This is a genomic window from Flavobacterium sp. UBA7682 (assembly GCF_002482945.1).
Taxonomy (GTDB): domain Bacteria; phylum Bacteroidota; class Bacteroidia; order Flavobacteriales; family Flavobacteriaceae; genus Flavobacterium.
In genome coordinates this window covers 82,108-95,904 of record NZ_DLGY01000046.1, presented here as the reverse complement: position 1 = coordinate 95,904, position 13,797 = coordinate 82,108, and the positions used below count along the sequence as shown (strand labels likewise).

Sequence of the window (13,797 nt, the reverse complement as noted above, 5' to 3'; positions counted from 1 at the left end):
TTATGAAAAAAATATTCATTCTGTTAACACTTGTTATTTCAACAGGTTGCAACTTGAATCATTTTACTTTATACAACAGCGATAGAACAAATGGCCTAGATTTTCAAGAAGGAAAATGGTTAATCGGAAACATCGAAATCAATCCGTTTTATAAAGACAAACTAACAGAATTGGTCTACACCAATTTTAATTCGCGCTTAAGTGAAAGAGTGAAACTTGTTTCACAAGAAAAATCTTTACTGATTCCGGTCAAAATTGATCTAAATCCAAGTAAAGAGGAACTCAAAAAGCTGAAGATTGGAACCAATTACGATTACTTTGTCAATGTTAAATGCAAAAGTAACAGGAACGATATCAGTAATTTCAAATTAATTGAACACGACTATTATCTCAAGCAAATGTCTTTTGCCGAAATAACATTAGAAGTTTATGATTTAAAACTTGAAAAAATAGTCTACACCCAAACAGCCAGAGGAAATATTGACGAACATATGAGCGCAACTTCAAGGCCAATTTATAATGTAATTATGGGATGTTATAAAAAGATTTGGGAAGATATTGCGAGCAAATCTATTCATTAGCATTTTTATTTCTTCAACTCCAATTTCTCCGCAAAATAATCACAGAAATCTTTCATCGTATCCGCCATTTTTTCATCGGCAGTTGCACGTTGAAAAGTATCCGCCATGGCCACTAAGGTTTGGTGAAAAAACAATTTCATTTCGTCTACCGGCATGTCTTTGGTCCACAAATCAATGCGAAGTGTTTCTTGCGCTTTGCTGTCCCAAATGGAAAGCATCATCGCTTTCGCCTCTTCTTCATCAACGCCGCCATCTTGGGCTGTCCATGTTAGTTTTTCGGGTACGCGGTTTTCATCTAATTCGACATTGAATTTTATTTCGGATTTTATGGTATTACTCATTCTTTTTAGGTTTGTATTTTGATTTTTCAAATAATTCTTTAGCGTCCATTTTCAGCATGTCTTGCAAACTCACTTCATTATTTTCCATAAAGGAACGAACAATTTGCCAACCAATCCATTGCCCAACTCTGCCGGGAGATTCGTTATCAATTTCAAGAAAGAATTTAGAAAACGGTGCCAAATTGATAAAGCGATTTGCCAATCGTGAATCAGAACTGAAAAGCAAATCTTCTTCTATAAAAAAGCGCCAAATGTAACTTTCGTTTTCCTGACACCAATTTATTTTCTCAGGCAAGTAACCAATTTTTTCAGCATCTGTATGATTGGGAAGTACTAAATCTTTTAAATATAATTCTTTACCATAATAAATCATTTCAGACAATAATGTTTTGTCAGTAGGTGGCGGAATTTTTCTCATAGCGTAACTTGTTACGATATCCGGCATCATTTGTCGTTCTTCAAAATTCTGTCTCAAATATTCCGGAAAAGTATAAAATTTCACATCTTTCCCGAGATACAATTCCAAAGCAATTATCAATTTATCATTGGCATAAATCGCTTTACTGTTATAATCCATTTCACCAATTACAGTGTAGACTCTAGGCAAAACAGTTTCCGGAAAATAGTATTTGAGGTGTTTGAACAAATCTTCAATTTCGGATGTTTGTTTGCCGAAATCCGGGTATTTTTTTTGCACTTCCGCATACAGATCTTTCCAATCTTTGTTTTGCATTTTTTCAATCCAAACCTTATCATCAAATCCTTCCGGAAAGAAAAATGGGTATTCGGCTTTTAAATTAGGCAGGTCTTTTGGAGAAGCTTCAAAGAAAGCTTGATCAAATCGATTGACTTTTAAAGCCACCGGAATTTCTTCAACTGCTTTTTCTACTTTAGATTTCTTATCACAAGAAACCAGCAGAAAAACCAACGTTATTATTGCAAAATACTTTTTCATTACAGAGAATTTATATGACCAAAATGGGACTGAAAAGTTTGTGATTTTTTTACATTTGCAAATATACATTTCCGTTTCTAAAAACTTTCATAAAAAAATGGCTAAAAAAAGTAAAATCAAAGTAGGGGAAACTAATACCCATATTGTTACATGGTTAAAGGATTATGCTACAAAAGCAAAAGTAAATGGTTTTGTGATTGGTATTTCTGGTGGTATTGATTCGGCCGTAACCTCAACATTGTGTGCCCAAACCGGATTAACAACTTTGTGTATCGAAATGCCTATTCACCAAGACCCAAATCAAGTAAGCCGTGGTAGAGAACACATTGAACAGTTGAAAGAGCGTTTTCCGAATGTTCAAAATGCAGAAACCAATTTAACTGAAGTTTTTGAAGCATTCAAGAAAGCCGTCCCTCATTCGGATAATGAAACCAAGTTTAATCTCTCGTTAGCCAATACAAGAGCACGATTGCGAATGACAACGTTATATTATTTTGCCGGAATTCATGGCTTGTTAGTTGCCGGGACAGGAAATAAAGTTGAGGATTTTGGGGTTGGATTTTACACCAAATATGGCGATGGCGGTGTTGATTTGTGTCCGATTGCCGATTTAATGAAGAGTGATGTATATGCTTTGGGAGAATATTTAGAAATACCGAAGTCGATACAAAATGCAGCACCAACCGATGGTTTGTTTGGCGATTCAAGAACCGATGAAGACCAATTGGGAGCGAGTTATGACGAATTAGAATGGGCGATGTTAGAAACAGAAAACAACAAAAAAAGTGAGGATTTTTCAGGAAGAGAGAAAGAAGTTTTTGAGATTTATAAGAAGTTAAATACAATAAATCAACACAAAATGAATCCAATTCCTGTATGTATAATCCCAATTTTTTTAAAATAATATCAATTTTGTTAACATTTTTTGAATATAATTTTTTAACTTTACAGTAATTTCTATTAATTTTTATCAAATACCACAATTATGATAAATGTATGTATTGCGGATAACTTTCCGGTTGTACACTTTGGAATGAAAGCTTACTTCAAGGATCACCCTGAAATAAGCATCGTTTCCAACGTAGGAAATTTTTTTATGGTTCCCGATGCTTTAAGAAACAAAGAAATTGACGTCTTAATCATCGATTTAGAGCTTGAAGGATTAAAGAGTATTTATGAACTCAAGTCAATCATCAGAAATTTTCCAAAAACTAAAGTTGTCGTCTTCAGTAGTTTGTCAGAACACATTTATGCGCCTAACGCTATTAAAGCAGGTTGTGCAGGATATGTTCATAAGACATCAAAGCTTGAAAATTTAGGGATCACCATTGTCAAAGTAAGTCAAGGACAGATTATCCTAAATGAAGAGATCAAGAGAAACCTAGCGTTGATTGCTAAGCAGAACAAATCAGAGCGTTTGTACCGAAAACTTTCGAACAGAGAGATTGAGGTATTGCGTTTCTTAAGCGACGGCAAGAAAAACAACGAGATTGCAAAAATCTTAACGCTTAATGAGAAAACCATCAGTACTTATAAACTTCGTTTATTGACGAAGCTAAATGTGACTAACTTGGTAGACCTTGTTAATAAAGCTAAGACTTTGGAAATCGTTTAAAACTAAAAACCCGCAAAATGCGGGTTTTTTTATATGTAAGTTGACCGTATTCTGCCTATTTTATTGGTTAAACTGACTTTTAATTTGTTGTAATCATTAATGGTTGCCATAATTTCTCCAGAATCACTTTCTTCTTCTTTGCTGAAATTATTCATCAAGTCTAATATCAGTTTATTGATTAAATATTCGCGTAGTGAAATAATGGTTTCGGAAACATACTGACTTACGTTTTGGGTTTTGGTTTTGACGTAAATATGTTTGGTTTCCCAATTGTGCAACAGTTCTCTTTCTTCCGACATTAAAATATCAGTTACCATTTGAGAATGTTCCGGAGACAATTGCATTAAATAATGCTCAACATTGAACTCTTCGTTTTGGTTGTAATAGTTAATCAAATCGGTATAAATTCCTTGAAACATTGGATTTGCCAATTCTACTTCGTCTTCTTGCAAACTCAGATAGATTCGCTGGAACACTTTAAAGGTGTTGGTTTCCTTTTCTTCTAACATTTCACCTTCCTCATTAGCTTTTAGAATAAAGTCATCAAAATCGGCTTCATGCGAACCATAAAGCAACAACATCTCAATTATTTTTCGTTCCAAATCATAGATAATATCAACTTTGTCCTGAATAACTTTTGGTTCATTCTTAACAACTTCAAAAGCGGTTTGTCCCGAAGTCTCAGAATTTTTGAGCTTTTTACCTGCTTCCGAAATGTCTTTTTGCATTATTTGAGCCAAAGTATCACGAATTACCTGCTCAGAAATATCCATGATTCGGGCCGTTTCCTGAATGTAGATTTCTCTTTTGATTCGGTCCGGAATTTTGGAAATACTGACGACCATATCGCGAATCAATTCGGCTTTCTTGATTGGATCATTATTGGCTTCATTCATCAAAAGCGAGGCCTTGAACTGAATAAAATCTTTGGCATTGTTCTCTAAATAGTGCACCAAATCCTCATAAGAATTCTTTCTGGCAAAACTATCGGGATCATCACCATCGGGGAAAGTACAGACTTTGACGTTCATACCTTCCTCCAAAATCAAATCGATTCCACGAACAGAAGCCCGTAAACCTGCTGCATCGCCGTCAAAAAGCACCGTGATATTTTTAGTCAATCGATTGATTAATCGTATTTGATCCGGTGTTAAAGCAGTTCCCGAAGAAGCAACGACATTTTCAATTCCGGCTTGATGCAACTGAATCACATCGGTATAACCCTCAACTAAATAACAGTTATTTTGCTTGGCAATGGCTTGTTTGGCATGGAAAATTCCATACAAAACTTTACTCTTATGGTAAATATCACTTTCGGGTGAATTGAGATATTTGGCTGCTTTTTTATCATTGGTCAAAATTCTGCCGCCGAAACCTAAATTTCTACCTGACAAACTTTGAATCGGAAACATCACTCTGCCTTTGAATCGGTCGAAGTGCTTTCCGTCTTCTTTGGTGATGGTCAATCCGACTTTTTCTAAAAATTCTAATTGGTAACCTTTGGTTAACGCTTCTTTAGTAAAAGCATCCCAAGATTCAGGCGAATAACCTAACCCAAATTTGGCAATCGTTTCATTGGTAAAACCTCTTTCTTTGAAATAAGACAACCCAATGGCTTTGCCTTCTTCAGTATTTAAAAGGGTTTCGTGGAAATAGGTTTTGGCAAATTCAGACACCAAATAAAGACTTTCCTTTTCATTGGCTTCGATTTTATCTTCTTGAGAAACTTCGGTTTCTTCGATTTCGATATTGTATTTATTGGCCAAAAAACGAATCGCTTCCGGATAAGTGAAATGCTCGTGCTCCATCAGGAAAGTCACGACACTTCCTCCTTTTCCTGAACTAAAGTCTTTCCAAATTTGCTTTACAGGCGACACCATAAACGACGGTGAGCGCTCATCCGAAAACGGACTCAAGCCTTTGTAATTACTTCCCGAGCGTTTGAGTTGGACGAAATCACCAATAACTTCTTCCACACGTGCGGTTTCAAATACTTTGTCTATAGTTTCGCGGGTAATCACAATAGATTGTTAGATTGTTAGATTGTTAGAAATCTAAAATGAATGAGCGTAAAAATACATAATTTAAAATTTAAAATAAAAAAAGATGCTCCATTACGGAAACATCTTTTCGAAGTATAAACTAACCTAAACATTTTTTTTAATTCAAATCAAATCGAACACCCAATGAAATGTTGTTTTGTTTGATAGCGTTGTCTTTGAATAACGGATTCAAGTCGTATTTCAAATAAATACTGGTTTCTTTATATCCAATATAAGTACTGACGCCGTAAATAAAATCATTTGCGTTGAAATCGCCTTTTTCTTTGATGGAGAAGTCATTCCCATTTAATTCGTATTTTGTTTTTTGTTTCGATTTTACTCTAACTCCGGCATAACCTCCGATTCCGAAACGAACGCTTTCATGGGTTCTGAATATTTTTTTTCCATCTTTATCTTTTGATTTTGTAAAATCAAATTCTAAGTGAAGCGGTACCGTTAAATAAACATTTCTGAAACGAGAATCTTTCAAATTCACCGCACTGGTTTCAAGATTGGTTTGGTTTCCGTTAACAACAAATAAACGATTGTCCGTTGGGCGCAAGTTGTTGTACATAACCGACATTCCGTATTTCAAATGTAATAAATTGTCGTTTTTGAAAAGTCGGGTATTTGAAGTAAAACCCCATTCGTAAAAATGCGAACCCCAATATCTGTAATCGGAATGAGCCACTGCTTTGTCCGTAACTAAATTGTTTACACCGGCCGCGAAAACAAATTGGGATGTAGTTCTTCTTTCGCCTTTGCTTTTTCTGATGGAATCGTTTTTATTAACCCAGTTAAAATGAATCCCAAAATGCTCTCTATTATCTTTGATTTTGCCGTCAACCTTTTGGTTCACCAATTCTTTTAACTCTTCTTGTGCTTGTCCGACTCTTGTTTCGATGTTTTTAGAACGAATTTCAGCAAACTTCAATTTCTTTTCGTCCGCTTGCTCTTTGGTAATTGTACCGGCTTCCAATTCTTTGTTAACCGATTCGATTTCAGCTTTTAAAGCCGATTTTTCTTCTTTGGTTATTGCTTCTATTTTATTGGCAATAAGTTTTACCCGAAATTCAAAAGTTGTTTCTTCTTTTGACACTTTCACTGTTTCCTGTGCTGATACTTTGCTTACCAAAAAGCATAGCAATAGTGACGCATAAATAATAAAATTCTTCATGTTGATTGTGATTTAAAAATGTGATTAATGATTATTCGTTGTTTCGATTGGCCAAAGCCACTTTAACTTCCTGGTAGTTTTTATTGATTTTTTGGAGCATTTTTTCTCTGAATGTATATTCTACTTCTCCGTCGACTTGAGAAAGTAAGCTTTTGGCATCCACTTTTAAACTTGATTTTTGGTTTGTAGATTGTTTGGCTGATTTATCTAAATCGGCTAACAAACTTTCGTCAGATTTTAGAACAATCGGTTTTTTTACAATAATTTCCTTTTGTTCTGCGATTCTTGGCAGGTCTTTTTGAGCCACATCTGATGAATTTTGAAATTCAATAGGTTTGTCTTTGATGATTTGATTTTGATTGGTATTCGTTTTTTGATTTTTTCCGCTACGCTCCAAACTGTTCGGCTCCGCCTCGGGTGATGATTGAAACTTATTGATTACTACTTGTTGTTCTTGACTTTTTTCTATTATTGGATTTTGATTTTTCTCTATGCCCTTTTGAACGGTATCGATTTTCGTTTCTGTTCCAACTACAGTATTTTGAGGATTAACTTCTGTCCCATTTTGATTGAACAAAAACAAACCAAGTGTTACGAAGACCAAAATGCTGGCAGCAATAAACAAAAAGCCAAAAGGTTTTCTTGTTTTTTTTTCTTCCGCTACTGAAAGCATCGCATCTAATCGGTCCCAAGCTTGTGCCGATGGTTGAATTTCTCTTGCATTCAACTTGTCTCTGAACTGTTTTTCTATATTATTCGGTTCCATTGCTGTAATTTTTTAATTTTTTAACATTCTCTTGCAACATTTTTCGCGCGTGTGATAATTGAGATTTCGAAGTACCTTCGCTTATACCTAACATGGTTGCAATTTCTTGGTGTTTAAAGCCTTCAATCGCATATAAATTGAAAATCATTTTGTAACCATCGGGTAAACTGTCAATCAAAAACTGAATGTCTTCAACCGAAAACTGGCTTTCGATGTTGTTATATCTTTCTTCAAAATAATTTTCGTCTTCAATAAATTTTACTTTTTTCTGAACTCTTATGAAAGAGATACATTCGTTTACCATAATTCTTCTAATCCAACCTTCAAAACTGCCTTTGTGTTCAAAATTTTTCAAATGGGTAAACACTTTCATAAAAGCCGTGATCATAATGTCTTCCGCTTGATGCACATCTTTGATGTACTGACGGCAAACACTCAACATTCTTGGAGCGAATTTGGAATAAATCTGATGCTGCGCGTGACGATTGTTTTCGACAGCCAATTCGATTAATTCATTTTCATCTTTATGTAAGTTGATTACCTTCATTTAGATTGTTAGATTGCTTAGATCTTTAGAATATTAGATTAATAATTGATTTCTATTAGCATAGACGAGAGTCGTTAAAAAATGGTTGCATGATGATTTGAAAAAAAATCAATTTGGAGATTTAAAAAAGAAAAAAGCCAATAAAATCAATGCTTTACAGCAGGAATTATTTTTAAAAAAAATTACTTTTTTCGTTCAATTACATAATTTACCATCAGCGAAAGTGATTCTCTGTAATCAGATTGGGGAAAATTTTGGAGGATTTGGAGTGCTTCTCCTTGAAATTGTACCATTTTTTGTTCGGCATAGTGCAAACCGTTTTTGTCTTTTACAAATTGAATGACTTCCTTAACGCGTTTTTTGTCTTTGTTGTGATTCTTAATCGAATTGATACACCAACTCTTTTCTTTATTGGTACAATTGTTCAAAGCATAAATCAAAGGCAAAGTCATTTTTTGCTCTTTGATGTCGATTCCGGTTGGTTTACCAATGGCATCATCGGTATAATCAAATAAATCATCTTTAATTTGGAAAGCCATTCCGATGAGTTCTCCAAATTTTCGCATCGCTTCAACTTGAGTTTCATCTTCCGAAACCGATTTGGCACCCAGCGCACAACAAGAAGCGATTAAGGTTGCGGTTTTTTTGCGGATAATTTCATAATAGACCTCTTCTACTATATCTAATCTTCGGGCTTTTTCTATTTGCAACAATTCGCCTTCACTCATTTCGCGCACCGCTACGGAAATAATTCGAAGCAAATCAAAATCGCCATGATCAATAGAAAGCAACAATCCTTTCGACAATAAATAATCACCAACCAAAACCGCTATTTTGTTTTTCCACAATGCATTGATGGAGAAAAATCCGCGACGGCGATTACTGTCATCAACAACATCGTCATGAACTAAAGTGGCGGTGTGAATTAATTCGATTACCGAAGCACCGCGATACGTTCTTTCGTTGACTTTCTCATTTTCCGAGAGCATTTTAGCGACCAAAAAAACAAACATCGGACGCATTTGCTTTCCTTTGCGGTTGACTATATAATAAGTGATTCTGTTTAAAAGCGCTACTTTTGAAGTCATTGATTCGTAGAACTTTTTCTCGAAAAGTTCCATTTCATCTTGTATAGGCTTTTTTATTTGCGAAGTGATATTCATTAAAATAACAACCGAATTCCATCGGGTCTTCAAAGATACAATAAAGCCATCGTTTGAAAAAAATATTTACATTTCATTAAACCTTTTGTAAATTTTACATTCCAACATTCGAATCAAAAAATAACCATTATGAAAACTAAAAACCTTGTATTAGGATTGGCATTATCTATGTTTATCTTAAGCTGTAGCAAAGATGATAACAGTTCACCATCATCGGAATTGAGTGAAGCCCAAGTAAGTGCCAAAATCGATTTGGTAACTGAAGACGTGGCCAAAATTGCAGAAGACCAATACGCACTGCAAGCCAATCCAGGTGCCGGAAAAAATGACCTTGAAACACAAGACCTTCCTGAATGCGCAACTGTAACCGTAGCATTAACTGCAACAACCTGGACCAGAATGGTAGTTTTTGACAATTGCACTTTACCAAACGGCAATGTTTTAGACGGAACTATCATTGTAAGCGGAAGTTTGAATTTTGACACACCTTCACATACTATAAGTTATAGTTTTGTTGATTTCCACCATAACAATATCTTAATCGAAGGCAACAAGACTATTGTGAGATCATTACAAAGCACGGCGACTTTAACCGCTGTTCATCCTGTTGCTAATATGACAATTGACATGACAGTGACTTTTCCAAACGGAAATGTTTACCACAGAGAAGGCAACAGAGTAAGAGAAATGATTGAAGGATTTAGTACACCTATAATTTGGATGGACAATGTATTTTCAATCTCCGGAAGTTGGTCAACCACTTTCCCGACCGGAAACAGAACTTCCACTATCACAACTCCATTGAGAGTGGAAGCCAATTGCCCATATATTGTTAGTGGCGTTGTAACTACTGTTAGAAACGACAACACAGCGACATTAGATTACGGAGATGGTGATTGTGACAACCAAGCAACTTTAACCATTAATGGTAACACGACAACCATTACTTTAGGAAATTAGTTTTATTTTTGACTTAGTTATAAAAAGAAAAAGCTCTCTAATAGAGAGCTTTTTTTATGATTTATTAGCCAATTGACCGCAAGCGGCATCAATATCTTTCCCGCGACTGCGACGCACTTTCGCCACGATATCATATTTACTCAAAGCTTTGATGTAATTGTCAATCGCTTCGTCTGACGCTTGTTGGAATTCACCGTCATCGATGGGATTGTATTCAATTAAATTGACTTTACAAGGCACATATTTACAAAATTTCACCAAAGCGTCAATCGAAGCTTTATCGTCATTGATGCCTTTCCAAACCACATATTCATAAGTGACTTTGCTTTTGGTTTTTTGGTACCAATATTGCAAAGCATCTTTCAATTCGGGCAACTGAAAATTCTTGGTGAATGGCATAATATGATTTCGGGTTTCTTCAATAGCGGAATGCAATGAAACCGCCAATTTGAATTTCACTTCATCATCAGCCATTTTTTTAATCATTTTGGAAACACCTGAAGTAGAAACCGTAATTCTTTTGGGTGACATACCTAAACCTTCTTCCGATGTAATCATATCAATGGCTTTCATCACATTGTTATAATTCATCAACGGTTCGCCCATTCCCATAAAAACTATATTGGAAAGCGGGCGATTGTAATACAAACGACTTTCTCTATCAATGGCAACAACTTGGTCGTAAATTTCTCCCGGTTCCAAATTTCGCATTCTTTTCAAACGCGCTGTCGCACAAAAATTACAATCCAAACTACAACCCACCTGACTCGAAACACAAGCTGTTGTTCTGGTATCGGTCGGAATCAAAACACTTTCTACGATTAAACCATCGTGCAAACGAACCGCATTTTTGACCGTTCCGTCTTCGCTACGTTGCATGGTATCGACTTTGATATGATTGATTACGAAATTGTTTTCTAGCATTAATCTGGTTTCTTTTGACACATTAGTCATGTCTTCAAAACTATGCGAGGCTTTACTCCACAACCATTCATAGACTTGATTACCACGAAATGCTTTGTCGCCATTGGCCACAAAAAAATCACGCAATTGTGCTTTAGTCAAACTTCGGACGTCTTTTTTCTCGATTTCCATGGCGCAAATTTAGGGTATTTTGGTTAGTTGTTAATTTGTATTTTTGTAAAAAATAATATCATGCATTTCCTTTCCGACGAATTAGATCAGTATGTAACGCAACATTCCCAAGACGAACCTGAGTTGTTAGCACAGCTTAATAAAGAAACGTATCAAAAAATACTGCAACCCAGAATGTTGAGTGGTCATTTTCAAGGCCGAGTTTTGAGTATGTTGTCCAAAATTATTCATCCAACGAATATCTTGGAAATTGGAACATATACAGGTTATGCCACTTTATGTTTGGCCGAAGGTTTAGCCGAAAACGGAATGATTGACACCTTAGACATTGAAGAAGAATTAGTCGATTTTCAAAGAAAATACTTTAACAGAAGCCAATGGTCAAACCAAATTACGCAACATCTTGGCGAAGCTTTGAAAATTATTCCGACTTTAAATAAAAAATATGATTTGGTTTTTATTGATGCCGATAAAGAAAACTACATCAACTATTTTCATATGATTGTTCCGATGATGAATAAAGGCGGTATCATACTTTCCGACAATGTTTTATGGAGTGGAAAAGTTTTGGAAGAAGTAAATCCTAAGGACATTACCACCAAAATCCTTTTAGAATATAACGAACTCCTGAAAAATGATTCGAGAGTAGAAACCGTTTTATTACCTATTCGCGATGGCTTAACGGTTAGCCGAATAAAATAATTACCAATTCGCGAAAGAAATTCCGATTCCTAAGGTGGTTTGCTCGTGATTGTAATCAATCATAGTTTCTCCATAACCATGGAAGAATTGCACATGACCTCTAATATGTCCTTCAATTGGAAACACATAATTTAGTTGTAAACTGCCATATTTCATGGTATTAAACGGGTGCGTCACTATGACATAAAACTCATGCCTGTTGTATTCATAGGCTAATTCAAGTTCGCCATTTCCGACATATTTGGTAATTTCCGGGTTTTCATCTTCTTCATCAGAAATTCGAATCCAAGGTTTTAATTCAACTTGCCAATTGCCGGCTTCGTAGCCAACATTAAAAATGATTCGGTTCCAACTTCTGGAAAGCGGCAAAGCTCTTCCGTTGGATTGGTGATTGAAGGCCATTCCGGTTCTTTTCAATCTTCCGCCAAAGAGTTCAATGTTGAGAGGAAAATTTAAGATAAATTCGGGTTCATAATTCAACTCTCTAAAGGCACGAGACAAAGTTGAATTGTAAATTTGCCAATGTGCTTTTTGAGTATAAGCCAACCACAAATCGCCTTTGCCCCAAAATATAGATTGCATTACTTTGGTCTTAAAACTCAATTGGAATTTAGCTTCGTAGTTGTTATAGTCTTGAGAAACTGTAGAAGAATTTTCAGGATTTTCACTTACCGGAAACTGATTGGGCTTGCTTGACCATCTTCCTGCGGTAACATAAATCGGTTTGTAGGAAACTAATCTAAAAGTTCCGCATCGGTCAATACTGTCGAGTTCCCATTGCTGCGAAAAGCTTTTTTTGATGATTTCGTGTTTTGTTTCTAATGGATTTTGTGAAAATACCAATGGTGACAACAACAAAAAAAAGCTTAGACCCAAAATCGATTTTTTAAAATGTAAACCCATATTAAGTCTTTTTTAGAAGGTTTTAGTTATCCTTGGAAAAGTTATTCTTTAAAAATTTCTGATATCCTTTGAAGACCAAATATCCGGAAATGGCCCCGAAAGTATAGCCTGTTATGATATCTGTTGGAAAGTGTAACCCTAGGTAAATTCTGCTGTAAGCAAAGATTAAAGGAAATAAAAACAACAAATAAGCATGTCTGTAATATCGCTTTAAAATCATATAAGCAAAAACGGCTGACGCCATCGAATTGGTCGCATGTCCGGAAAAAAAACTAAACGAACTACTGGTTTTTACCAATCTGATAATGCCTTTGATTTCTTCGTCGTTGCAAGGTCGCAAACGTTCAAAACTGTATTTGAAAAGATTCACGGTTTGATCACAAATAAGAATCATCACTGCGGTGAAAAGGACATAATAACCAAAATTTTTCCAGCCTATTTTCTTTTGTAAAAGATAAAAAATGAATAAAAAAATCGGAGTCCAATAGGCTTGCTTGGTAATAATCATCCATAATCCATCCCATCGTTCAGAACCTAAACTATTAAGAAATACCAGTAATTCCTTGTCGAGATCGATTATTTTTTCAAGCATTAAAATTGGCGTTTTATAGGACCGGTTAAGGAATCTAAATCTTCTGCGGCTTTGTTGACTTCCGGCAATATATTTTCTGTGACATTGCTTTTGACTTTCTCTACTTCATCGGTAAAAGTAGCCGTCAAACCTTTAACTGATTCATTGATTTCTTGTACATCGGCACTTTTTTGAATTTCAGATTTAATATCGTTGGTTGCATTTTTCAGCTGTGCCATTATTTTACCCAAAGTTCGTGCGATTTCCGGAACTTTATCGGAACCAAAAAGCATTAACGCTATAAAAATGATAAAAATTAATTCGCCGCCACCTATTCCGAACATATTTTGAAAAGCTTAATTATGAAGTTGCAAAGTTA

General features: G+C 35.3%; 16 protein-coding genes. 5 read left to right on the top strand and 11 right to left on the bottom strand.

Translation table 11 applies throughout. The features are described from left to right. The first annotated feature begins 2 nt into the window (after window positions 1-2). Window positions 3-581, top strand: coding sequence for a hypothetical protein (locus B3C16_RS14205; protein WP_121311817.1), 579 nt, complete (start codon window positions 3-5; stop codon window positions 579-581). 5 nt (window positions 582-586) lie between these two features. Here B3C16_RS14205 and gldC read toward each other — a convergent pair whose 3' ends face one another. Next, entirely contained in the window at window positions 587-922 is a 336-nt protein-coding gene (gene gldC / locus B3C16_RS14200; protein WP_199717082.1) for a gliding motility protein GldC, read from the bottom strand. Then, on the bottom strand, window positions 915-1,877 hold the full coding sequence (gene gldB, locus B3C16_RS14195) for a gliding motility lipoprotein GldB (RefSeq protein ID WP_291132795.1): 963 nt from the start codon (window positions 1,875-1,877) through the stop codon (window positions 915-917). The genes gldC and gldB overlap by 8 nt, the downstream gene beginning before the upstream one ends. 97 nt (window positions 1,878-1,974) lie before the next feature. Here gldB and nadE point away from each other — a divergent pair, with 97 nt between their 5' ends. Continuing rightward, window positions 1,975-2,781, top strand: coding sequence for an NAD(+) synthase (gene nadE / locus B3C16_RS14190; RefSeq protein ID WP_291132793.1), 807 nt, complete (start codon window positions 1,975-1,977; stop codon window positions 2,779-2,781). An 81-nt stretch (window positions 2,782-2,862) separates the two neighbouring features. Further along, a complete protein-coding gene (locus B3C16_RS14185; protein WP_121311819.1) occupies window positions 2,863-3,492 on the top strand; it encodes a response regulator transcription factor in 630 nt (209 codons plus the stop codon). 29 nt (window positions 3,493-3,521) lie between these two features. Here B3C16_RS14185 and dnaG read toward each other — a convergent pair whose 3' ends face one another. The 5 genes from dnaG to B3C16_RS14160 all read right to left on the bottom strand — a co-directional run bounded on the left by dnaG (window position 3,522) and on the right by B3C16_RS14160 (window position 9,187). Further along, entirely contained in the window at window positions 3,522-5,513 is a 1,992-nt protein-coding gene (gene dnaG, locus B3C16_RS14180) for a DNA primase (protein ID WP_291132790.1), read from the bottom strand. Window positions 5,514-5,652: 139 nt separating this feature from the next. Then, a complete protein-coding gene (locus tag B3C16_RS14175; RefSeq protein WP_291132788.1) occupies window positions 5,653-6,711 on the bottom strand; it encodes a hypothetical protein in 1,059 nt (352 codons plus the stop codon). A 31-nt stretch (window positions 6,712-6,742) separates the two neighbouring features. Continuing rightward, the gene (locus B3C16_RS14170; RefSeq protein ID WP_291132786.1) at window positions 6,743-7,477 is read right to left on the bottom strand and encodes a hypothetical protein; all 735 of its coding nucleotides are present in this window, start codon (window positions 7,475-7,477) and stop codon (window positions 6,743-6,745) included. After that, a complete protein-coding gene (locus B3C16_RS14165) occupies window positions 7,464-8,024 on the bottom strand; it encodes an RNA polymerase sigma factor (protein WP_291132784.1) in 561 nt (186 codons plus the stop codon). The genes B3C16_RS14170 and B3C16_RS14165 overlap by 14 nt, the downstream gene beginning before the upstream one ends. A gap of 182 nt (window positions 8,025-8,206) precedes the next feature. Then, window positions 8,207-9,187: a polyprenyl synthetase family protein gene (locus B3C16_RS14160; protein ID WP_291132782.1), complete on the bottom strand. Its 981-nt coding sequence runs from the start codon at window positions 9,185-9,187 to the stop codon at window positions 8,207-8,209. Window positions 9,188-9,316: 129 nt separating this feature from the next. Here B3C16_RS14160 and B3C16_RS14155 point away from each other — a divergent pair, with 129 nt between their 5' ends. After that, window positions 9,317-10,147 (top strand): hypothetical protein, encoded by an 831-nt coding sequence (locus B3C16_RS14155; RefSeq protein WP_291132780.1) that lies wholly within the window; start codon window positions 9,317-9,319, stop codon window positions 10,145-10,147. A gap of 54 nt (window positions 10,148-10,201) precedes the next feature. Here B3C16_RS14155 and rlmN read toward each other — a convergent pair whose 3' ends face one another. After that, window positions 10,202-11,242, bottom strand: a complete 1,041-nt coding sequence (gene rlmN / locus B3C16_RS14150; protein WP_291132778.1) for a 23S rRNA (adenine(2503)-C(2))-methyltransferase RlmN — start codon at window positions 11,240-11,242, stop codon at window positions 10,202-10,204. A 60-nt stretch (window positions 11,243-11,302) separates the two neighbouring features. Here rlmN and B3C16_RS14145 point away from each other — a divergent pair, with 60 nt between their 5' ends. Then, on the top strand, window positions 11,303-11,944 hold the full coding sequence (locus B3C16_RS14145) for an O-methyltransferase (RefSeq protein WP_121311827.1): 642 nt from the start codon (window positions 11,303-11,305) through the stop codon (window positions 11,942-11,944). On the opposite strand, the gene B3C16_RS14140 is transcribed toward B3C16_RS14145, so the two are convergent. The 3 genes from B3C16_RS14140 to B3C16_RS14130 are packed head-to-tail and all read right to left on the bottom strand — an operon-like array spanning window position 11,945 to window position 13,762. Beyond that, a complete protein-coding gene (locus B3C16_RS14140) occupies window positions 11,945-12,847 on the bottom strand; it encodes a phospholipase A (RefSeq protein WP_121311828.1) in 903 nt (300 codons plus the stop codon). 22 nt (window positions 12,848-12,869) lie between these two features. Further along, on the bottom strand, window positions 12,870-13,439 hold the full coding sequence (locus B3C16_RS14135) for a phosphatase PAP2 family protein (RefSeq protein WP_291132775.1): 570 nt from the start codon (window positions 13,437-13,439) through the stop codon (window positions 12,870-12,872). Beyond that, the gene (locus tag B3C16_RS14130; RefSeq protein WP_121311830.1) at window positions 13,439-13,762 is read right to left on the bottom strand and encodes a Sec-independent protein translocase subunit TatA/TatB; all 324 of its coding nucleotides are present in this window, start codon (window positions 13,760-13,762) and stop codon (window positions 13,439-13,441) included. Before B3C16_RS14130 ends, B3C16_RS14135 begins: the two co-directional genes overlap by 1 nt. Window positions 13,763-13,797 lie beyond the last annotated feature (35 nt).